Consider the following 21,467-nt stretch of genomic DNA (forward strand, 5'->3'; position numbering starts at 1 on the left):
GACCGGCACCATGTGAAGTGCGCCAGGGGGGCGCATGGGGGTGGTGCAGATGAGTTCTCAGGGACTTTTCGCAGGTCCGGCGGTGTACGACCTGGACGTGCTGACCGACGACCAACGCGCGGTGCTGCGGTGCATCGCGCGCGGTCACGCCGACCACGAGATCGCGCGCGTGCTCGGTCTCGGGCAGCAGCGGGTGCTCGACGAGGTGGCCGAGATCCTGCGTCGCCTGGATCTACCCGATCGAGTGGCTGCTGTCGTTTTCGCGCACGAGGCCGGCATGCTCCATCTGCCGTTTCCGCGCTGACATCGTGAGGAAGCCGGCCAGGCCGACGAAGTAGAGCGCGGCGGCGGCGACCATGAGTCCGGGCGCGCGGCCGTCGAGGGGGACGACCATCGCCGTGATGGTCACCGCGGTGACCTGGGCGACGTTGAACAGCGTGTCGTAGAGGGCGAACACGCGGCCGCGCACCTCGTCGGGGATGTCGTGCTGCACGGCGGTGTCCACGCACAGCTTGATGATCTGACCGGCGAAGATGATGAAGAAGCTGGCCGCGAGGATCGTCGGCAACGTCATCGGCAGCCCGAGGCCGAGCTGGGTCGCGGCGCTCAGCAGCAACGCGCCGCAGACCGTGCGCGTCACGCCGAACCGGTCGACGATCCGGTCGGTGAGGATGCCCGCGAGCAGCACACCGGCCCCGCCCGCGACGGCGACCTCGCCCAGCCCGCCGATGCCGGCCTTGAGGATGCCGACGTCCTCGAGGCTGTAGCGCATCAGCAGCAGCGTGAGCATCAGGCTGATGCCGAACGCGGCCCGGTGGGCGAGCACGGCGGCGAGCGCGGCCGTGACGCTGGGGGTTCGCCAGGTGGCCTTGGCGCCGTCGAGCAGACCGCGCGCGACGGCCATGAACGCGTTGTTCGGCTCGTCGACCTCGTCCGGCCCGAGCACGCCGGCCTTGAACCGGCTGGCGATGAACGCGCTGGTCAGCAACCCGACGACGGCGATGCTGGTGGTCCAGCCGGACCCGCCGTCCCCGGCGCCGAGGATCGTGCGGAACCCGATCGCGCACGAGGCACCGACCACGGCCATGATCGCGCCGGCCGTCGTGGCCAGCGCGTTCGCCTCGACCAGGTGGTCTTCGGGCACGACGTGCGGTAGCGACGCGCTCAGCCCGGCGCCGACGAACCGCCCGATGCCCATGACGATGAGCGCGGAGACGTACAACGGCAGGTCGCTCAGCCCCGCCCCGACCGCACCGGCCGTGAGCAGGACGAACACCGCCCGCGTGACGTTCGCGACGAGGATGACCTTCTTGCGGTCCCACCGGTCGAGCAACGCGCCGGCGAACGGTCCGATGAGCGAGTAGGGCAGCAACAACACGGCGAACCCGGTCGCGATGGCCAGCGGATCGGCCTGGCGTTCGGGGTTGAAGAGCACGGCCCCGGCGAGTCCCGCCTGGAAGAGCCCGTCACCCCACTGCGAGGCGAGCCTGGTGGCGAGGAGTCTGCGGTAGGCGGGGATGCCGAGGAACCGGCGTGATCCCCAGTGGTGCTTCTCCACCGCAAGCGTTGTCACCGTTGCACTCTATGCGCGAGGTGGTGAAAACCACGAAAGCCGGACCTCGCGGTCCGGCTCCCCTGGTGCCGGATGCCAGGTCGCCTCACGGCGCGTTGCACCAAGCGGTTCCAGCCGAACGGTATTCCGCAAGGGCGGTTGTCTGTTGAGCCCGGGGGACACAAAGACATCCGACACCTCAGTCTAACGGGGCGCGGCCCTGAGTTGTTCCGGCGATCACGGGTGATTTCATGGTGACGTGCGTCCCGATGACGAAGTCGAAGTCGAGCCAGGCACCCTCTTGGTGGCCGCTCCGAGCCTGAACGACCCGAACTTCACACGCACCGTCGTCTACATCATCGACCAACGCCCCGAGGGAACCCTCGGCGTCGTGCTGAACCGACCGTCCGACGTGGCCGTCCACGACGTACTACCGCCGTGGGGCCCGCACGTCACCAAGCCACAAGCCATCCACATCGGCGGCCCGGTGGAGCAGAAGACCGCGCTGTGCCTGGCCGCGCTGAAGCCCGGCACCGATCCGTCCGCTGTGGAAGGTCTGGTCAGCGTGCAGGGCCCCGTGGCGCTGGTGGACCTCGACGCCGACCCGGACGACCTGATGCCGTTGGTGCGCGGCCTGCGGGTGTTCGCCGGCTACAGCGGCTGGGGCGAGGGTCAGCTGCAGGGCGAGATCGACCGCGGCGATTGGATGGTCGTCACGGGCCTCGCCGACGACGTGCTGGTGGGCGCGAACGTCGACCTCTGGGGCAGGGTGCTGCGCCGCCAGGGCATGCCGCTGGCGTTGCTCGCGACCTACCCGAAGGACGTCCGCGACAACTGATTCACTTGGCTTCCCCCGAGGCTCGGGTTTCCTGTTTCGCCGCCGATCGCGGAGGGGCGGACCCCTGCCGTCTGACATCGGCTCCGCAGGAACACGTCTTGCTGGACGGGTACCAGCGGTCGACCACGACCAGCGTGCGGCCCGCTCGGGCGCATTTGTACTCAAGCTGCCGACGGAACTCGCCCCAACTCGCGTCGGAGATCGAACGAGCCAGGCGACGGTTCCGAACCATGCCCCGGATGTTCAGGTCCTCGATCGCGATGATGTCCGCAGAGCGCACCAGGCCAATTTGCGTTGGTGGCGGGCCAGGTTTCGGGCCTTGACCGCGAGGTGACGCGGATTGGCGATTCGATTGCGGTCGCTGGTGACGAGGAAGCCCGCCAAGCCCAGGTCGACACCGATGGCGTGCCGCGTAGGCGCAGCTGGAACCAACGCTGAGCGTGTGTAGTGCGCGCTCTGACGACCGGTGCGCGATTTGAACCTCGGGTAGCGGGCACGTCGAGCGAAGAAGTTCTGGAACGCTGTGTGCTGGTGGCGCAGTGCCTGTTGCAGGGGCACCGACGAGACCTCGGACAGGAACGCCAACTCTTCGGTCCGCTTCCACGCCGTCAGTGCGGCGTCGGTCTCGCGGTACGACGTACGGGCTCCGTCGACTCGGAAGCGCTGTGCGCGCTCTCCCAGCGCCTTGTTCCATACCAGGCGTACGCACCCGAACGTGCGGTTCAGCACCGCTGTCTGTTCAGGAGTCGGGGCTCGAGCGCTCGCGAGTTGATTCACGTGAAACGTACGAAAAAGGCCGGATCATCGAGTGATCCGGCCTGTCCTTGAGGGTTGGTCAGAGGCCCGCGAGCGGCGAGCAACCGCCACCACCGCAGGCACACCCGCCGCAGCCCTTCGGCTGGACCGGCTCGGGCACCAGCGCCGCGGCCTTGCTGCCCATCACACCACCGGCGAACGCGATCACCAGCGCGCCGACCAGCCCGATGACCCCGGCCGTCACGGCCAGGTCCTCCATCACGAACGCCATGGCGCCGGACACGACCGCGACCACACCGGCCGCGACGTTCGGCACGCCGGCGACGCGGTTGGCCAGAGCGAACGTCTCCTCGTCACGCACGGCGGCGGCGGTGCGCACACCGACGTAGCGGTTGCGGCGCAGCTTGCCCTGCAGACCCAGCAGACCGACCGCGCCGAGAGCGACGCCGAGCACACCCAGGACGACCGACAGCACGATGTTCACCCCATGAGGGTAAGACGAATCCTCAGTTCACCCTCCAGTCACCCCGGTCAGGTGTGCTGAGCGCCATGTTCAGACGACTCCTGCTGGTCCCCGTGATGGTCGGTCTGCTGGCGGCTCCCGCGCAGGCGCACGGCCCCGAAGTTCGGTTCCTCACCGAGCTCCAGGTGCCGAAAGGCCTGGTCGTGGACGGCACGACGGTCGGCGGCATCTCCGGCCTCGACTACGACCCACGCACCCGCAGGTGGATCCTGATCAGCGACGACCGGGTGGCGCCCCGGTTCTACGAGGGCAGGCTCGACAGGTCGAAGGTCGAGTTCACCGCCGCGCACTCCCTGACCGGCCCGAACGGTCCGTACGCGCCCGGCACCGTCGACCCCGAGGACGTCCGCGTCGACTCCTGGACCGGCGACCTGCTGTGGAGCCAGGAGGGCGACCGCACGCCGACCACCCTCATCGACCCGTCCGTGCAGTTCAGCCGCAAGGACGGCAGCTTCGGCAAGGCGCTCCCCACCCCGGAGTCGCTGAAGATGAAGCCCGAGTCCGGTCCGCGCCAGAACCAGGCGTTCGAAGGCCTCACGTTCGCGCTCGGCGGCACCCTGGTTGTCACCGCGCTCGAAGGCCCGCTCGTCACGGAACCCGCGGCGACGGTCGACAAGGGCGCTGTCAGCCGCGTTTTCGTGCAGACCCGCACCGGGCAGCCCGTGGCCACCTACCGCTACCAGCAGGAGCCGCTGTTCGCACCGGACGCGAGCACGGGCGTGACGGCGATCCTGGAGCGCTTCCCCGGCGTCTACCTCGTCCTCGAGCGGTCGTTCAGCCCGACGCTCGGCAACAAGGTTCGCCTGTTCGAGTACCGGCCGGTGCAGAACAAGAAGCGGTTCCTGGCCGACATCGGCACGTTCACCAAGCCGGACAACCTCGAAGGCATGGCCTGGGGCCCGGACGGCACGTTGTGGCTGGTCTCGGACGACAACTTCAGCGCGTCCCAGGTCACCCAGTTCATCGCGCTTGCCCTGCGCTGATACCGTTGACGACATGAGCACGGCCCGCCTGCTCCTTATCTAGCCGCGACGACCCCTTCGAGAGACGGTCGGCGCGGCCACCCTCCATGCCCTTCTGGGCTGGGGGGTTTCGTCATGTCAGGGGCAGGAACAGACGTGAGAGGGACGCTGAAATGAGTACGGACGCGGCGGAGATTCCCGCCTACCGCTACACCGCCGAGCTGGCGAACCAGATCGAGGAGCGGTGGCAGCAGTACTGGGAGAACCACGGCACCTACCACGCTCCCAACCCCGTCGGCGCGCTCAAGGGTGACGTGCCCGCGGACAAGCTGTTCGTGCAGGACATGTTCCCGTACCCCAGCGGCGCGGGCCTGCACGTCGGGCACCCGCTGGGCTTCATCGGCACGGACGTCTTCGCGCGGTACCACCGCATGAACGGCCGCAACGTGCTGCACACCATGGGTTTCGACGCGTTCGGCCTGCCCGCGGAGCAGTACGCGGTGCAGACGGGTCAGCACCCGCGCAAGACCACCGAGGACAACATCAACACCTACCTGCGCCAGATCCGCAGGCTGGGGCTGGGTCACGACGAGCGCCGTCGCATCTCGACGATCGACCCCGAGTACTACAAGTGGACTCAGTGGATCTTCCTGCAGATCTTCAACTCCTGGTACGACGCCGACGCGCGGACGGCCCGTCCCATCGCCGAGTTGATCTCGCAGTTCGAGTCTGGAGAGCGGGACGTTCCGGGCGGCCACACGTGGTCTGAGCTGTCTTTTGCCGACCAGCAAAGGATCTTGGGCGATTTCCGCCTGGCCTACATGTCGGAGGCGCCCGTCAACTGGTGTCCCGGACTGGGTACTGTCTTGGCGAACGAAGAGGTCACCGCGGACGGTCGCAGTGAGCGTGGCAACTTCCCGGTGTTCAGGAAATCCCTGCGCCAGTGGATGATGCGCATCACCGCGTACTCGGACCGGCTGATCGACGACCTGGACCGGCTGGACTGGCCGGACAAGGTCAAAGCCATGCAGCGCAACTGGATTGGGCGCTCGCACGGTGCCCGAGTCCGATTTGCGGTGGGAAGCGAGAACATTGAGGTCTTCACGACCCGTCCGGACACGCTGTTCGGCGCGACCTACATGGTCCTGGCACCGGAACACGAGCTGGTGGACCAGATTGCGACGCCCGATCGCGTGGCAGACATCGCCGCGTACCGGCGCGCAGCGTCCCTGAAGTCCGAACTGGACCGTCAGGAGAACAAGGACAAAACCGGCGTCTTCATCGGGGCGTACGCCACGAACCCGGTGAACGGCAAGGAAATCCCGGTCTACATCGCCGACTACGTCCTGATGGGCTACGGCACCGGCGCGATCATGGCCGTGCCCGCCCAGGACCAGCGCGACTGGGACTTCGCGAAGAAGTTCGACCTGCCGATCGTCCGCACCGTCCAGCCCTCGGAAGGCTTCGAGGGCGAGGCCTTCACCGGCGACGGCGCGGCGATCAACAGCGGCTTCCTGGACGGCATGGCGATCGACGACGCCAAGAAGACGATCATCGGCTGGCTGGAGGAGAACGGCCACGGCCGCGGCACCGTCCAGTTCAAGCTGCGCGACTGGCTGTTCAGCCGCCAGCGCTACTGGGGCGAGCCGTTCCCGGTCGTCTACGACGAGCACGGCACCGCCATCGCGCTGCCCGAGTCGATGCTGCCGATCGAACTGCCCGAGGTCGACGACTACTCGCCGCGCACCTTCGACCCGGAAGACGCGAACACCGAGCCGTCCCCGCCGCTGTCCCGTGCCACCGAGTGGACGACCATCGAGCTGGACCTGGGCGACGGCCTGAAGACCTACCGCCGCGACACCAACACCATGCCCAACTGGGCGGGTTCGTGCTGGTACCAGCTGCGCTACGTCGACCCGGTGGAGACCGAGCGCTTCGTCAACCCGGAGAACGAGAAGTACTGGCTGGGCCCGCGCACCGAGGAGCACGGCCCGACCGACCCTGGCGGCGTGGACCTGTACATCGGCGGCGTCGAACACGCCGTCCTGCACCTGCTGTACTCCCGCTTCTGGCAGAAGGTCCTGTTCGACCTGGGCCACCTGTCCGGCGACGAGCCGTACCGCCGCCTGTTCAACCAGGGCTACATCCAGGCCTACGCCTACGTGGACCCGCGCGGCGTCTACGTCCCGGCCGACGAGGTCGTCGAGCAGGACGGCAAGTTCACCTACAACGGCGAGGAAGTCCGCCGCGAATACGGCAAAATGGGCAAGAGCCTGAAGAACGTCGTCACCCCGGACGAAATGTGCGCCCGCTACGGCGCAGACACCTTCAGGTTCTACGAAATGTCCATGGGCCCCATGGACGTCTCCCGCCCGTGGGCGACCAAGGACGTCGTCGGCGCCCAGCGCTTCATGCAACGCCTGTGGCGCAACCTGGTCGACGAGACCGACGGCTCCCTGCGCGTCACCGACGAGGAGGCCTCGACCGAGGCCCTGCGCCTGCTGCACAAGACCATCGCAGGCGTTCACGACGACTACGCCAACCTGCGCTACAACACCGCAGGCGCCAAGTTGATCGAGCTGAACAACTACGTCACCAAGCACTACGCCGCAGGCACCCCCCGCCCCCTGGCGGAGGCCCTGGTCCTGATGCTGGCCCCGCAGGCCCCACACGTGGCCGAGGAACTGTGGTCGAAGCTGGGCAACGAGGGTTCCCTGGCCCACGGCCCGTTCCCGGCGGCGGACGAGCAGTACCTGGTCGAGGACACCGTCGAGTACCCGATCCAGGTCAACGGCAAGGTCCGCTCACGCGTCGTCGTGTCGGCCTCCGCGGGCCTGGACGAGATCAAGGCCGCGGCCCTGGCCGAGGAGAAGATCGCGGAACTGGTGGCAGGCGGCGAGCCCCGCAAGGTGATCGTCGTCCCGGGTCGCCTGGTCAACATCGTTCTGTAGCAACGACAAGAGCCGGCGTGACTACGGTCGCGCCGGCCCGACCTCTTCGGGCCACGCTTCAGGCGCAGGACCGAACGCACGTCGCGCAGCTTTGACAGCAATTACGGCCATAGCGGCGTTGGCGCCACCGCCGATCAACGCGCCAATGCCGAACGGGACCACACGTCCAAGCACGACGACTCCTTGCCGGGTGCCGTATTTGGTGATGAAGTTCGGCGCCAGGACTTTGTTGATCCGCTTCAAGGCTTCTGCGGGCACTGCGTTGACGAGATGGCGCGCCCAGTGCTGACCGGTGCGCTCGGCCACCTTGTTGATGGTCTTGGAACCGGACTCACCGAGCAGGATCCCCAGCAGCAGCGTGCGGCGACGTTCGATCTCGTCGAGCGGGACTCCGTGGATCTCGGCGACCGAGAGCACGAACAGGGCGCTCATTTCGAGTGACGAGAGCATCTCGCCCGCCGACAGCGCCAGTGCAACCCCGGTTCCGACACCGGGTGCGGCCGCCGCTCCTCCGACTGCGGCTCCCGTGCTGGTCAGGGCGCTGACGTACATCTTCTCCAGCGTGCTGACGACCTCGGCGGGCGTTGACTCCGGGTTGCGCTGACGAGCGCGGGCGATGTTCTTGCGGACCAGCGGTGCCTGCAATCCGATCGCCTTGTCCAACAGGTTGAGCACGGCCTGGCCCGGCCCGCTCGGCGACTCCGGTTCTTCGACGGTGTCAGGTAGATCGGTAGCTGCCACGGGTCGTATGTCGCCGAGCCTCCGCCCTGCGCTACATCACTGATGGGTCTCCACGAACCCGATCTCTTCCAGCATCTGGTCCAGCATCGAATCGAACATCGGCTCCGGGTTGCTCACCGCGAACGGGAACCGCCCGAACACCTCCAAAGCCACGTGCCCGTACAACCGCACCCACGACTGCACGACGTGGTAGATCTTGCCCAGGTTCAGCACCTCGTCCGCCAGCGTGACCCCGTGCTCCGCCACCGCGTCCCGCAGCACCTGCTGGAACCGCATCAGGTCCTCGTGCAGCACCGCGGGCGCTTCCTCGTGCACGTGGTTGGCGTCCTCGTTGGACGCGATCAGCGGTCCGGCCAACTGCAGGAACACCGACCCGAACTGGTCAGCCCCCAAGGGATCCCGCGGCGAAGCGAACACCAGAGCGAACTCCTGCGGATGCGCCAACGCCCACCGCCGGAACGCATGGCACACCGCCCGGACCTTGCACCCCACCTGCCCCGACGTGTCCGCAGCAAGATCCGCGTACAACGCCGCGGCCATGTCCGCGCAGATGTCGTCGCACAGCTGCCGCAGCAGCGCGTCGTGCGAGTCGTAGTAGCGGTACAGGGCCGGCGCCGTGATGCCTAGTTTGCGCGCGATGGCACGCAGGGTAACCGCGTCGCGGCCGCTTTCCACCAAAAGGGCGCGGGCCGCCTGCCGAATCTCACGCTCGGTCTCTGCGCGGAGTCGTTCTCGGCGAGTGGCCTCGGTCATATGTCACTCCATCGGGTTGTAGACCCCGTCCACGGCCCCGTACGGTTTCAGTGAACGGTGTTTACAAGAGTTCATGGGATTTACAGCACGGTAACCCAGGAGGCCGTCGTCGATGTTCGCGAAGTGGGGCTCGATCGCATATCGCCGCCGGTGGGTGGTCTTGGTCGCGACGGTGCTGCTCGCCGTGGTGGGCGGTGTCTGGGGCCTGGGGGTGTTCGACAAGCTCAGCCAGGGCGGCTACGAGGCTCCTTCCAGTGAGGCAGCGCGGGCCGACAAGGTAGCCGAGGAGGCGTTCGGGCGGCAGAACGGTGACGTGATCGTCATTTATCGCGGCGATTTCGCGAACCCGCTCGAACTCAAGAAGGTCGCCGACCACATCAGCGGCTTCCCCAAGGACGACGTGCTCAAGGCCGTCGGGCCGGTGCCGTCGGACAACCAGCAGCAGGCGCTCGTCGCCATCACGTTGAGCAGCGGCGACTCGAACGAGCAGATCAAGCAGTTCCAGGACATCGAGTCCCAGCTGAAGATCGACGGCTTCGAGAACCAGGTCGGCGGGCTCGTGCCGACCCAGAAGGCCATCAACGACATGTCCCAGGAGGACCTGACGCGCGCGGAGATGTTCTCGCTGCCGCTGGTCCTGCTGCTCCTCGTGATCATCTTCGGTGGCCTGGTCGCGGCCAGCCTGCCCGTCGTCGTGGGCGGTCTCGCGATCATGGGCTCGCTCGGCGTGCTGCACGGCGTCGCCCTCTTCACCGAGGTCAACTCGTTCGCGGTCAACGTCGCGTCGCTGCTCGGCCTCGGCATGGCGATCGACTACGGCCTCTTCATGGTCGGCAGGTTCCGGGAAGAACTCGCCCAGGGCCGTACGACCGAACAAGCAGTGGCCAGGACGGTCGCATCCGCAGGCCGCACGGTTGTCTTCAGCGCAACGCTGCTGGTCATCGCACTGGCCGGGCTCCTCCTCTTCCCGCACGGCTTCCTGAAGTCCCTCGCGTACGGCGGCGTGAGTTCTGTTGCGATCGCGGCACTGGTCTCGGTGACGCTGCTGCCCGCGCTGCTCGGCGTGCTCGGCAAGCGGGTCGACAAGCTCGCCATGCCGTGGCGCAAGAAGGAGCCGAGCGAACGCGGCTGGCGCAAGCTCAGCACGGCGGTCATGAAGCGGCCCGTGCTCATCGCGCTGCCGATCATCGGTGTGCTGGTCGCGCTCGGGTCGCCGTTCCTCGGAGTGCAGTTCGGCCAGGTCACCGAGAAGGTGCTGCCGGAGGGCAACGCCATTCGCACCGCCACCGAGAACATCAACCAGAACTTCTCGGCGCTCTCCAACACCGGCTTCAAGATCGTCGTCCAAGGCGGCCAGGAAGCCGACGTCCAGAAGTACCTCAACGAAGTCGCGAACATCCCGGGCGTCGGCGAGGTCCAGCCGACCGGCCAGGGCAACGGCGTCACGGCCGCGGCGGCCGGACTCGACAACGACGCGCTGAGCGAAGAGTCGAAGCAGGCACTCAAGGACGTCCGCGCCCTCGCGCCGCCGACGAACGCCGAGGTGCTGGTCGGCGGCAACACCGCGATGGTGAGCGACTCGCTCGACGCCATCGCCGACGGCCTGCCGCTGATGGTCACGCTGCTGGTCGGCGCGACGCTGATCCTGATGTTCCTGGCGTTCGGCTCGGTCGTGCTGCCGATCAAGGCCGTGCTGATGAGCGCGCTGTCGCTGTCCGCCACGTTCGGTGTGCTGGTCTGGATCTTCCAGGACGGCCACGGGGCTGACTGGCTCGGCGTCACGCCGGGGCCGCTCGAGTCCGGCATCGTCGTGCTGATGGCGGCCATCGTGTTCGGTCTGTCGACGGACTACGAGGTGTTCCTGCTCAGCAGGATGGTCGAGGCCCGCGGTCAGGGCGCGAGGACGGAAGAAGCCGTGACGACCGGCCTCGCGAAGACCGGCCGGGTGATCACGTCGGCCGCGCTGCTGCTGATCGTGGTGACCGGTGCGTTCGCGTTCTCACAGGTCGCGATGATGCGGTTCGTCGGGGTCGGCATGATCCTCGCGCTGGCGCTCGACGCCACCGTGGTCCGGATGCTGCTCGTGCCGGCCGTGCTCAAGCTCCTCGGCAACGCCGCGTGGTGGTCACCCGGTCCGCTCAAGCGCATCCAGGAACGCCTCGCGCTTCACGACGAGCCGGTGGACGACCTGGACGACTTCGACGACGAGGTCCGCAGGCCCGTTCCGGTGGGCTGAGGCGGGAAGCCGATCAGGGCCGCGTCGAACTCGCGCGGCCTCGCCTCCAGCTCACCCGTCGTCATCCGGTACGTCGTGAGCACCGCGTTCGTGCTGTCCAGCACCGTCGTCGTCGCGCCGGTCGCGAGGAACACCCTCGTGTCCCCCGGCGCGATGGCGACGGTCGGTGCGTTGATGGGCAAACGTTCGCGCACGGTCAGAGAGGCCGCGTCCACCACCACGACGGACCGTTCCTTCGGCAACGTCAGGTAGACCGTCGAGCCGTCGGGAGTGACGGCGATGCTGCCCGCTCCCCTGCCGACCGGCAGCGCGCCGACCACCTGGTTCGTGGTCGTGTCGATCACCGTCAACGTGCCGGGCGTGTCCCGGCCGAGCTGCAGGCTGCTCACGTACAAACGCTTGCCGTCCGGCGAGAGCGCGAGGTGCTGCGGCAGCCCGCCGACCTGCACCGTCGCCGTCTGGAACGCCGTCGCGGTGTCGACCAGGCCGACCGTGCCGTCCTGCGAGTTCGCGACGTAGAGGACCCGGTTGTCCGGGTGCACGGCGAGCCCCTGGGGCTGCCCGCCCGCCTTGATCACGGCCACGAGCTGGAAGTTCTCCGGGTTCACCACGGCCACGCCACCGCTGGCCGAGACGTAGAGCCGCTGACCGTCGGGGCGCATCGCCGCGTGCGAGAGCTGGACCTGGGTGAAGATCCGGTCGACGATCTCGCCGGTGCGGGGGTCTATCGCGGTGATCGTGCCGGTCCACCCGTTGATCACGTAGAGCCGCCGCCCGTCGGGGGACACCGCGACGCCGGTCGCCCTGCCTCCCGTGTCGGCCTCCACGAGCACGGCACCGGTGCTGGTGTCGACGATCTGCACGAGACCGCTCTTGCCCACCACGTAGGCCAGCGGTGCGATCGATGCCGAGGAAGTCGTCGTGTACTCGTGTCCTTGGTGGACACCCATCGCCGCGAAGGCCGCTGAGAGCGCTAGAACCGCGGCCACGAGGCGTGGCTTTGCCATACGGCCGATGGGAACACTTCCGGGTGCTTTCGATCCACTTCAGTCACCCGACCGAGGGAAATCTTTGCCTGGACGTAGTACGACCGTGGCCCGCGACGGCGGTGCGGGCCACGGCCCCACGTCTAGTGGGAGTGCGGAGCAGCTGGTTTGGATACGTATGACTCGGGATTCTGCGCCGATGTCACCAGTTTGGCGTAACGGGTGCCCGCGGTGAGCAGGACCAGGCCGGCGCCGAGGAACGCCAGCACGCGCGCGATCCCGTCCAGCGCCGAGAGGTCGAACAGCACCAGCTTCACGACCGCGGCGGCCACCAGGATCAGACCGGAGATCCGCAGCGCCTTGTTGTTGATCCCCTTGACCAGCAGGAACAACGCGGCGATCGTCCACGACACGGTGACCACCGAGTGGCCGAAGAGGAACCCGGTCTCGTCCGGCGACACGAGCAGCGCCGCGCACAGCACCGCGGCCGCCGCGCCGTAGAGCAGCATCAGCCCGGCGGCGATCCACGGCACCGGGTGCTTGGCCGGCTCGCGCAGCACCTGCATCTTCAGCGCGGCCCACGGCAGCACGGCCGCGAACACGCCGAGCACCAGAGCCGTCACCAGACCGGCCGCGTAGTCACCGGCGTCGACGACGGTGAAGAACCGCGGCTCGTCCAGCAGCCACGTGATCGGCACGGCCATCCCGATCGTCATGAGGAACCCGAGGAAGCCGAACGCGATGGAGCCCACCAGCGCGGCCTTCTTGTTCAACCGGGTCGCGAGGAACGCCAGCAGCACGGCCTCGGCCAGCACGATCGCCGTGCGGATGTTGCCGTCGAGCGCGATCACCGTGGTCTGGAACAACGCGAGCATGCCCATCGCGCCGGCCGAGAGCGAGAAGCCGCGCGGCAGGTCCGGGATCATCCAGATCGCCAGCAGCACGGCCGCGACGACACCGGCGAGGATCGAGTTGGCCGGGGCGTTCAGCAACGTCGTGGCGAACAGCGACGGCAGCGCCGCACCCGCGATCAACGCGACCGCGACGGCGTCGTCAGGACGCTTGCGGATCGTGAGGAACGCCACGGCGATGCCGACGACGGTCGTCGCACCGGCCACGCCGACGACGGTCCACTCGTACGAGCGCGGGATGGCGTTCGCGGTGGTGAGCAGCGAAGCGAGGATCGGCGGGAACCCACCGGCGACGGCGAGGCCCGGCCAGTTGCGCTTGATGTGGACCGGCGTGCTGGCCATCTTGAGCACCAGCAGGAAGCCGACGAGCAGGACCGTGAAGCCTTCGGTGATGATCGGCGAGCACAGCGCACAAGCTGCGACGACGGTGACCGCGAGCGCTTGCGACTCCCACTTCACCGCGAGCACGACACCGGCCGCGGCCACGGCGAGCCCGATCAGCAGGCCGAAGCTCTCCGGCAGGAACCCGTACAGGCTCGTGGCGGCGATGACGTCCAGGTAGAGGCCCGCGAACCCGGTGAACGCGAGGGCCATCGCCCCGGTCCGCCCGGCAGGCGTGCGGTGCAGCCACATGCCGATGCCGACCAGCGCACCGCTGAACACGGCACCGCCGATCACCCTCGGCACGGGGCCGAGCCAGCCGCGCTGCACGGCCAGGACCAGCAACAACACGAACCCGAGCACGGTGATCGCGCCACCGACCCAGGCGAGCAACTTCGAGCCGGCACCGTCCTTGCCGAGCTTCTCGAACAACGTCTCGCGCGGCGGCGGGGGCGGACCCCACGGCTGCTGCTGCGGAGGCGGCGGCCACTGCTGGCCGGGAGGAGGCGGGAGCTGCGGCCCGGGCGGCGGGGGCTGCGGTGGCGCGAAAGGCGGCGCCTGCTGCGGAACCTGCGGCGCGGCAGCCGGCGGGGCCTGCTGCGACCAGGGATTCGGCGGCGTGGGGACGGTGGTCGCCGGTGGCTGCGGCACCTCGACGGGCCGTGCCACCTCAGGTGCCTCGACCACTGCGGTCGCCACCGAACCGGAGTGCTCGCGCATCTCCGTGCTGATCGTCGAGAGCCGCTGCCCGATGGCCGCGAGCTCCAGTGCGAGGCGCTGCTCGTACCCGAGGCGATCCTGTCCGTCCATGTGATCAGAGTGAGGCAGAGCACGCCGAGTGACATCCGTACACCTACTCATCCGCAGGTCTCGGCTTGACTACATCCATGTGTAATCGATTAACTACGGCCTCGTGACGACCATGAAGGATGTCGCCCAGCACGCCGGAGTCTCCACGGCCACCGTGTCGCGAGTGCTCAACGGCCACGCCGCGCCGACCCCCGAGACCCGCGAGCGGGTGCTCGCCGCGATCGAGGAACTCGGCTACCGGCCCAACGCCCTGGCGCGATCCCTCAGGACCACCAGCACCCAGACCCTCGGTCTGGTCATCAGCGATCTGCTGAACCCGTTCTTCGCCGAGATCGCCCGAGCGGTCGAGGACGAAGCCCGGTCACACGGCTACTGCGTCGTGATCGGGAACGCCGACGAGAACCCCGAGCAGGAGGCGACCTACGTCCGCACCCTGCTCGACCGCCGGGTGGACGGCCTCCTGCTGTGCCCCGCGACCGACGACCCGAGTCTGGTTCGCGAAGTGAGCGCAGGCGGCGTGCCCGTCGTTCTGCTGGACCGGACGGTCAGGGGCGCGACATGCCCCGTCGTCCGGGCCGACGGCAGCGAGGCGTTGACCGCGCTCGCCCGGCGGCTCGTCGGCGCCGGCCACACCCGCATCGGAGTGATCGCGGGTCCGCCGAACACCTCCACTGGAAGAGAACGAACCGACGTGCTCACGGGCTCGCTCGGCGGCCTCGCGCAGGTCGTGCACGGTGACTTCCGGCAGGAGAGCGGCAGTCAGGCCGCCGCGAAGCTCGTCGACGACGGCGTCACGGCGCTGGTCGCGATGGACAACCTGATGGGGCTCGGCGCGCTCGGCGAGATCCGGGCCCGCGGCCTGCAGATCCCGCACGACATCGCGTTCGCCGTGTTCGACGACCAGCCGTGGTTCCCGCTGCTGGACCCGCCGATCACCGTCGTCGCGCAGCCGACCGTCGAGATGGGCAGGGCCGCCGCGCGCAGCCTGCTCGCCCTGATCCACGGCCAGCAGCCCGACGACGTGCGGCTCACCGCGAAGCTCGTGCTGCGCGGGTCGCTCGGGGAGGCCGAGCTGTGATCACAGCCCGCGGCATCACCAAGCACTTCGGCAGCACCAAGGCCCTGGACGGCGTCGATCTGGATGTCAACGCCGGTGAGGTGCACGTCCTGCTCGGCGAGAACGGTGCGGGCAAGTCCACCCTGGTCAAGATCCTCGCGGGAATCCACCGTCAGGACGCGGGCACCATCGAGGGCAACACCAGCCTCGCCGTGATCCACCAGGAACTGGCGCTGGTCCCCGAACTGTCCGTCGCCGAGAACCTGTTCCTGAACCGCCTCCCGCGCAGGTACGGCTTCGTCGACCGCGCCGAGATGCGCCGCAGGGCACCGGAACTGCTCAACAGCGTGGGCCTGACCGTCGACCCGAACGCCAAGGTCAAGGATCTCGGCATCGCCCAGCAGCAGATGATCGAGATCGCGCGGGCGCTCGACAAGAACGCCGGTGTGCTGATCCTCGACGAGCCCACGGCCGTGCTGACCGAGACCGAGACCGACCGCCTGCTCGAGATCATGGCGCAGCTGCGCGACAACGGCGTCGGCCTCGTCTTCATCACCCACCACCTGGACGAGATCCAGCGCATCGCCGACCGCATCACCGTTCTGCGGGACGGCAAGTCCGTCGGCGTCCTCGGCCCGAACGCCACCACCCAGCAGATGATCGAGCTGATGGTCGGCCGCCCGATCGACGAGCAGTACCCGCGCGCACAACAACGCCCGGGCCAGCCGCTCCTCAACATCCAGGGCCTGACCAGGCGCGGAGCGTTCGAGAACATCACCATCGAGGTCCACGCGGGCGAGGTCGTCGGCATCGCGGGCCTGGTCGGCGCCGGACGCACGGAGGTCGCACGGGCGGCGTTCGGCGTGGACGCCTACGACCACGGCACGGTCGAGGTCGACGGCAAACCGTTGCCCCGCCACAACGTTCAGGCCGCGATCACCGCGGGCCTCGGCCTGGTGCCCGAGGACCGCAAGGGCCAGGGCCTGGTCCTCACCGCGACCGTCGGCCAGAACCTCGAACTCGTCACGCTCGACAACCGCGACCAGAAGCGCCTGCACGACATCGCGGGCAAGCTCCGGATCAAGGGCCGCGTCGAGCAGCCGGTGAAGGAACTCTCCGGCGGCAACCAGCAGAAGGTCGTTATCGGCAAGTGGCTGCTGGCCGACCCGAAGGTGCTGATCCTCGACGAACCGACCCGAGGCGTCGACGTCGGCGCCAAGGTCGAGATCTACGAGCTGATCAACCGCATGACCGCGCAGGGCAGGGCCGTGTTGCTCGTGTCCAGCGACCTGCCCGAGGTGATCGGGATGAGCGACCGCGTCGTCGTCATGGCCCACGGCCGGGTGGCCGGTGAGCTGCCCAGGGGCGCGACCCAAGACCAGGTGATGGCACTCGCCGTGCAGGAGATCCCAGCGTGAGCACGATCAGCATTCGCAAGTACGCCAGCGAGAACGGCGCCCTGGCAGGACTTCTCATCCTGGCCCTGGCCATCGCGATCATGCAGCCGGCGTTCCTCAACGCGCAGAACCTGCTGAACGTCGGCGTGCAGGCCGCGGTCATCGCGATCATGGCGTTCGGCATGACGTTCGTCGTGGTGGCGGGCGGGATCGACCTGTCCGTCGGCAGCATCGCCGCCCTGGCCGCGATGGTCGGCGCACTGACCGCAGGTCCGCTCGGCCTCGTCGTGGGTGCGTTGTGCGGACTCGTGAACGGCGCGCTGATCAGCTACGGCAAGCTGCCGCCGTTCATCGCGACGCTGGCCATGCTGAGCGTCGCGCGCGGCCTCACCCTCGTGTTCTCCGAGGGCCAGCCGCACGAGACCGACGCCCTGGTGACGTTCCTCGGCTCGAACCTCGCGCCGATGCTTCCGTTGCCACTGCTGCTGATGCTCGCGTTCTTCGGCATCACCGGCCTGGTCCTCACGCGCACCAACCTCGGCCGTCGCATGTACGCGATCGGCGGCAACGAGGAGGCCGCGAAGCTCAGCGGCATCGACGTGCGCCGCAACAAGCTCTGGATCTACGCGCTCTCCGGCCTGTTCGCCGCCGCCGCGGGCCTCGTGCTCGCGGGACGGCTCGGGTCCGCCGGTCCGCAGGCCGCGGTCGGCTACGAGCTCGACGCCATCGCCGCTGTCGTCATCGGTGGTGCGTCGCTGTCCGGTGGCGTTGGCCGCGCCACCGGGACGTTGGTCGGCGCACTTGTGCTCGCCGTCCTGCGCAACGGCCTCAACCTGCTGCAGGTCCCGCCGTTCTGGCAGCAGGTCGTCATCGGTGCGGTGATCGCTCTCGCCGCGCTGCTCGACTCACTTCGCCGTCGCTGAGAAAACCCGCAACAGGTAAGGAAGACACCAATGAAGGTGACCCGACGGATCGCGTTGACCCTCGGAGCTGCGGCACTGGTCGCAACCGGGTGCAGCGGAACTGGGGCGTCCGGAGGCGACATCACCATCGGCCTCGCCGTGTCCACTCTGAACAACCCGTTCTTCGTGGAACTCCAGCAGGGCGCGCAGGAGATGGCGGACAAGCTCGGCGCCAAGCTCACCGTGGTGGACGCGCAGAACGACGCCACGAACCAGATCAACCAGGTGCAGACGCTCGTCACGCAGGGCGTGAAGGCGATCATCCTGAACCCGGTCGACACCAAGCAGTCCGCGCCCGCCGCCAAGGCCGCCGAGAACGCGAGCATCCCGGTGATCTCGGTCGACCGCGCCGTCGAGGGCAAGGTCGCCGCCGAGGTCGCGTCCAACAACGTCTCGGGCGGCAGCCTCGCGGCCATCGAACTGGGCCGCGCCACCTCCGGCGACGTCGCGCACCTCAAGGGCATCCCCGGCGCGTCCGCGTCGCGTGACCGCGGTCAGGGCTTCGAGCAGGGCCTGAACAGCGGCAACATCAAGGTCACCGCCTCGGCCGTCGCCGACTTCGACCGCGCCAAGGGCCTCAACGAGACCACGAACCTGCTGCAGGGCAACCCCGGTCTCAAGGGCATCTTCGCCGAGAACGACGAGATGGCGCTCGGCGCGATCAAGGCCCTCGGCGACCGCGCCGGCAAGGACGTCATGGTCGTCGGCTTCGACGGCACCCCGGACGGCCTGAAGGCGATCAAGGACGGCACCCTCGCCGCGACCATCGCGCAGCAGCCGAAGCTCCTCGGCTCGAAGGCCGTCGAGCAGGCGATGCACGCCGCCAAGAACGAGCCCGTTCAGCAGGTCGTGGACGTCGAGGTCAAGGTCATCAACCAGAAGAACGTGGCAGAGTTCGTCAAGTGACACAGACTCTGCTCGTTCTCGGGTCCGCCAACGCCGACCTCGTGGTCGAGGTCGGCAGGCGGCCCGCCGGCGGTGAGACCGTGCTCGGCGGTGACACCGTCGTGCTGCCCGGCGGCAAGGGCGCGAACACCGCCGTGGCCGCTGCCCGGGTCGGCGCCGCCGTCTCGTTGGTCGGCGCGGTCGGTGGCGACGGGTACGGCTCGTTGCTGCGCGAGTCGCTGGAGTCGTCCGGCGTCGGCACGGCCCTGGTCAAGACTTCCGAGCGCCCCACCGGGATCGCCTACATCACCGTGACGCCCGACGGCGAGAACTCGATCGTCGTCTCCCCCGGCGCCAACTCGGACGTGCTGAAGTCCGATGTGGACGGTCTGGAGCTCGACGGCGTCGCGGTGCTGACGTGCTCGCTGGAAGTGCCGCTGGAGACGGTGATCCACGCGATCGGCGTGGCTTCCGGCCGAGGTGTCCGGACCGTGCTCAACCTGTCGCCGGTCGCCGAGTTGCCCGCGGAGACGTTGCGGCAGCTCACCGTCCTGATCGTGAACGAGCACGAGGCCGCGCAGCTCGCCCCGGACTGGAACGGTTTGCTCGACCTCGGTCCCCAGTCCGCCATCGTCACGCTCGGCGCGCGCGGTGCGGCCGTGGTGGAGAAGTCCGGCGTCACCGAGGTGCCGTCGCTCGAGATCACCGAGGTGGTCGACACGACCGGCGCCGGGGACGCGTTCGCCGGAGCGTTGTCCGCGCGCCTGGCCGAGGGCGACGACCTGGTGCAGGCCGCGCGTTATGCCGCGAAGGTCGCCGCGTTGTCCGTCACGAAGGCGGGCGCGCAGCCGTCCTACCCGACCGCCGCCGAGGTCAGCTCAGCGGCGGGATGACCCGCACCGGTTCGCCGGAGCCGGTGAAGTCGAAGGCGGCGAGCTCCTCCTGGTTGCCCAGCTTGGCTTCCAGCCGCCGGAGCTTGCCGTCGGCGTCGAGCCAGTAGCGCAGCCGGGCGTCCTGCGCGTCCTTCTTCGGCCCTTCGAAGACGTCCACCGCCGTCTCGCCGATCTTGTCCGACCGCAGCCAGCGCGCGGAACTCTGCACCAGCAGCTGCGGGTTCTCCGGCCGGTCCGAGCCGAGGTTCACCAGCAGCCGCAACGCGCCGTCCAGCTCGGACCCGCGTTCCTGCAACGCCCTGACCTGCCAGTCGACCTGCGGCACGGGGTCGACGGCCTTGGTCGACGGCGACATCGCGAACGCGATCCGCCCGAGGTTCCACTGCAGGAGCCCCTGCGAGACGGCGTCCGTCCGGCCGTCGGTGCGCATGCCCGCGTAGCCGAGGTGGTTCACGAAGTCGACCCGGCCGTCCAGCACGAGCTTGCCGCCCGCCGACGGCACGGACCCGGTGAACCCGCTGATCCCGGTGGTGTAGTTGGAGAACCTGACCAGCGCCAGCCGTTCCGCCTCCGGCATCGACAACGGCCGCGGGTCGGTGCCGCACGCCGACAGCACCAGCAGCAGGACCACGACGCGCTTCACGACCGCACCGCCGCGCGGTCGTCGAACAGGTCCTCGCTCGGCAGCACGTACTTGTCGACGTTCGGCGCCATGTCCGGCAACGGCCCGTCGGGCATCTCCGGCTGCAACGGCGGCGCGGCGACCTGGTTGAACGGGATCCCGCGCGGTGCCGACGACTTCGGCAGCGGATCACCGACGCCGTCGTAGCAGCGTTCGCGGTCGAAGCAGTTGTTGCGGCCGGGTGCCCGGCGCGAGGCCGCGTACAGCACGTCCTCGCCGTTGCCGGTGATCACGTTGTCGGAGAAGCGGTTGTCCAGCGGGGCCATGTCCTCGGCGGACCCGAGCGCCACGCCGACGCCGGGGTTGCGGGTGATCAGGTTGCGCGCCACCAGGTTCTTCGTGCCGCCCGCGATGCCGAGGCCGAGCCCGAACGCGCCGTCGGCCTGCGCCGGGGACAGCGCCTCGGCGTTGTCCGAGACGAGGTTGCCGACGACCGTTGCGTCCTCCTGCGGCACGAACGCCTCCTGGTAGTCGGAGTTCGAGGTCATGCCGACGCGGTTGCCGCTGAACCTGTTGCCCAGCACGAACATCCGCCCGGACGCGTTCGTGCCCTCGTACCCGACGGCGTTGCGCTCGGCGACGTTGCCGCGCACGACGATGTCGCACGGCTTGCACTGGCCGACGTAGAAACCGGAGTCCGCGCTGCCGCTCGCGTAGCTCTGCTCGATCACGCCGTGCTGGGCGTCGAACGCGTAGATGCCGTACAACGCGTTGTTGCTGGCCGTCACGTACGAGACGCGGAAGCCTTGCAGCGGCGGGAACTTCTCCGTGTCGAGTTTCGTGTAGCCGTTGCTGCCGCGGCCCATCCCGCCGTTCTCGGCGAGACCGGTGACCAGCACGCCGTTCAGCGTGTGGTTGCGGACCGTCAGGTTCTGCACCGTCACCTCGGGTGCGGTGACGACGATCCCGTTGGCGCGCTTGACCTCGCCGTCGATGATCACGCTGCCGCGCTGGAGGCCCCTGATGGTCAGCCCCTTGGTCCTGACCTGCACCGACTCCTTGTAGACGCCGGGCGACACGAGGATGGTCGCGCCTTCCCGTGCCGCGTCCACGGCGGCCTGGATGGTGCCGAACTGCGCGGGCACGGTGATCTCCGGACCGGGGTCCGGGCTTGCCGCCGACGAGCAACCGGCGACCAGGAGCACTGCTGCGAAGGCGTACGGAGCGCGCACGGCTGGTCACCGTACTGCT

Annotated in this window: 20 protein-coding genes; 10 read left to right on the top strand and 10 right to left on the bottom strand. The window is 68.6% G+C overall.

The features are described 5' to 3' along the window. Positions 1-49 precede the first annotated feature (49 nt). Positions 50-304: a LuxR C-terminal-related transcriptional regulator gene (locus JNUCC0626_RS33525; protein WP_394614746.1), complete on the top strand. Its 255-nt coding sequence runs from the start codon at positions 50-52 to the stop codon at positions 302-304. Here the strand turns inward: JNUCC0626_RS33525 and JNUCC0626_RS33530 are convergent. Next, positions 233-1,573 carry an MFS transporter gene (locus tag JNUCC0626_RS33530; RefSeq protein ID WP_394614747.1) on the bottom strand — a complete coding sequence of 447 codons (1,341 nt, stop codon included), beginning with the start codon at positions 1,571-1,573 and terminating at the stop codon, positions 233-235. The two genes, JNUCC0626_RS33525 and JNUCC0626_RS33530, sit on opposite strands and share 72 nt — an antisense overlap. A 238-nt stretch (positions 1,574-1,811) precedes the next feature. On the opposite strand from JNUCC0626_RS33530, the gene JNUCC0626_RS33535 reads away from it, so the two are divergent. Beyond that, positions 1,812-2,390 (top strand): YqgE/AlgH family protein, encoded by a 579-nt coding sequence (locus JNUCC0626_RS33535; protein WP_394614748.1) that lies wholly within the window; start codon positions 1,812-1,814, stop codon positions 2,388-2,390. Between the two features lies 1 nt (position 2,391). Here JNUCC0626_RS33535 and JNUCC0626_RS33540 read toward each other — a convergent pair whose 3' ends face one another. The 3 genes from JNUCC0626_RS33540 to JNUCC0626_RS33550 form a co-directional block, all read right to left on the bottom strand. Further along, positions 2,392-2,622 carry a zinc ribbon domain-containing protein gene (locus JNUCC0626_RS33540; RefSeq protein ID WP_394622155.1) on the bottom strand — a complete coding sequence of 77 codons (231 nt, stop codon included), beginning with the start codon at positions 2,620-2,622 and terminating at the stop codon, positions 2,392-2,394. A gap of 11 nt (positions 2,623-2,633) precedes the next feature. Next, complete coding sequence (locus tag JNUCC0626_RS33545) at positions 2,634-3,119, bottom strand: RNA-guided endonuclease InsQ/TnpB family protein (RefSeq protein ID WP_394614749.1); 486 nt, start codon at positions 3,117-3,119, stop codon at positions 2,634-2,636. Positions 3,120-3,225: 106 nt separating this feature from the next. Continuing rightward, positions 3,226-3,630 (bottom strand): SdpI family protein, encoded by a 405-nt coding sequence (locus JNUCC0626_RS33550; RefSeq protein ID WP_394614750.1) that lies wholly within the window; start codon positions 3,628-3,630, stop codon positions 3,226-3,228. 65 nt (positions 3,631-3,695) lie between these two features. Here JNUCC0626_RS33550 and JNUCC0626_RS33555 point away from each other — a divergent pair, with 65 nt between their 5' ends. After that, the gene (locus JNUCC0626_RS33555; RefSeq protein ID WP_394614751.1) at positions 3,696-4,652 is read left to right on the top strand and encodes an esterase-like activity of phytase family protein; all 957 of its coding nucleotides are present in this window, start codon (positions 3,696-3,698) and stop codon (positions 4,650-4,652) included. A 152-nt stretch (positions 4,653-4,804) separates the two neighbouring features. Further along, a complete protein-coding gene (leuS, locus tag JNUCC0626_RS33560; RefSeq protein WP_394614752.1) occupies positions 4,805-7,582 on the top strand; it encodes a leucine--tRNA ligase in 2,778 nt (925 codons plus the stop codon). 21 nt (positions 7,583-7,603) lie between these two features. Here the strand turns inward: leuS and JNUCC0626_RS33565 are convergent, their stop codons facing one another. Then, positions 7,604-8,245 carry a hypothetical protein gene (locus tag JNUCC0626_RS33565; protein ID WP_394614753.1) on the bottom strand — a complete coding sequence of 214 codons (642 nt, stop codon included), beginning with the start codon at positions 8,243-8,245 and terminating at the stop codon, positions 7,604-7,606. A 114-nt stretch (positions 8,246-8,359) separates the two neighbouring features. Further along, entirely contained in the window at positions 8,360-9,076 is a 717-nt protein-coding gene (locus JNUCC0626_RS33570; protein ID WP_394614754.1) for a TetR/AcrR family transcriptional regulator, read from the bottom strand. A 112-nt stretch (positions 9,077-9,188) separates the two neighbouring features. Between JNUCC0626_RS33570 and JNUCC0626_RS33575 the strand changes: the two genes are divergently transcribed. Next, complete coding sequence (locus JNUCC0626_RS33575; protein ID WP_394614755.1) at positions 9,189-11,312, top strand: MMPL family transporter; 2,124 nt, start codon at positions 9,189-9,191, stop codon at positions 11,310-11,312. Here JNUCC0626_RS33575 and JNUCC0626_RS33580 read toward each other — a convergent pair. Together JNUCC0626_RS33580 and JNUCC0626_RS33585 are read right to left on the bottom strand one after the other, a co-directional pair. Beyond that, positions 11,243-12,319, bottom strand: a complete 1,077-nt coding sequence (locus JNUCC0626_RS33580) for a hypothetical protein (protein WP_394614756.1) — start codon at positions 12,317-12,319, stop codon at positions 11,243-11,245. The genes JNUCC0626_RS33575 and JNUCC0626_RS33580 overlap by 70 nt on opposite strands. A gap of 122 nt (positions 12,320-12,441) precedes the next feature. Continuing rightward, positions 12,442-14,400, bottom strand: a complete 1,959-nt coding sequence (locus JNUCC0626_RS33585; protein WP_394614757.1) for a DUF2339 domain-containing protein — start codon at positions 14,398-14,400, stop codon at positions 12,442-12,444. Between the two features lie 112 nt (positions 14,401-14,512). On the opposite strand from JNUCC0626_RS33585, the gene JNUCC0626_RS33590 reads away from it, so the two are divergent. From JNUCC0626_RS33590 to JNUCC0626_RS33610, 5 genes are read left to right on the top strand one after another with little or no spacing between them, the layout of a single operon-like run. After that, on the top strand, positions 14,513-15,478 hold the full coding sequence (locus JNUCC0626_RS33590; protein WP_394622156.1) for a LacI family DNA-binding transcriptional regulator: 966 nt from the start codon (positions 14,513-14,515) through the stop codon (positions 15,476-15,478). Next, on the top strand, positions 15,475-16,875 hold the full coding sequence (locus tag JNUCC0626_RS33595; RefSeq protein ID WP_394614758.1) for a sugar ABC transporter ATP-binding protein: 1,401 nt from the start codon (positions 15,475-15,477) through the stop codon (positions 16,873-16,875). Before JNUCC0626_RS33590 ends, JNUCC0626_RS33595 begins: the two co-directional genes overlap by 4 nt. Continuing rightward, entirely contained in the window at positions 16,872-17,777 is a 906-nt protein-coding gene (locus tag JNUCC0626_RS33600; protein WP_394614759.1) for an ABC transporter permease, read from the top strand. The genes JNUCC0626_RS33595 and JNUCC0626_RS33600 overlap by 4 nt, the downstream gene beginning before the upstream one ends. Before the next feature lie 30 nt (positions 17,778-17,807). Beyond that, a complete protein-coding gene (locus JNUCC0626_RS33605) occupies positions 17,808-18,722 on the top strand; it encodes a substrate-binding domain-containing protein (protein WP_394614760.1) in 915 nt (304 codons plus the stop codon). Then, the gene (locus JNUCC0626_RS33610; RefSeq protein ID WP_394614761.1) at positions 18,719-19,594 is read left to right on the top strand and encodes a ribokinase; all 876 of its coding nucleotides are present in this window, start codon (positions 18,719-18,721) and stop codon (positions 19,592-19,594) included. The genes JNUCC0626_RS33605 and JNUCC0626_RS33610 overlap by 4 nt, the downstream gene beginning before the upstream one ends. Here the strand turns inward: JNUCC0626_RS33610 and JNUCC0626_RS33615 are convergent. Both JNUCC0626_RS33615 and JNUCC0626_RS33620 read right to left on the bottom strand, forming a co-directional pair. Beyond that, a complete protein-coding gene (locus JNUCC0626_RS33615) occupies positions 19,575-20,237 on the bottom strand; it encodes a hypothetical protein (RefSeq protein WP_394614762.1) in 663 nt (220 codons plus the stop codon). The genes JNUCC0626_RS33610 and JNUCC0626_RS33615 overlap by 20 nt on opposite strands. After that, positions 20,234-21,448 (bottom strand): right-handed parallel beta-helix repeat-containing protein, encoded by a 1,215-nt coding sequence (locus JNUCC0626_RS33620; protein WP_394614763.1) that lies wholly within the window; start codon positions 21,446-21,448, stop codon positions 20,234-20,236. Before JNUCC0626_RS33620 ends, JNUCC0626_RS33615 begins: the two co-directional genes overlap by 4 nt. Positions 21,449-21,467 lie beyond the last annotated feature (19 nt).

This window comes from Lentzea sp. JNUCC 0626, from assembly GCF_043632865.1.
GTDB lineage: Bacteria > Actinomycetota > Actinomycetes > Mycobacteriales > Pseudonocardiaceae > Lentzea.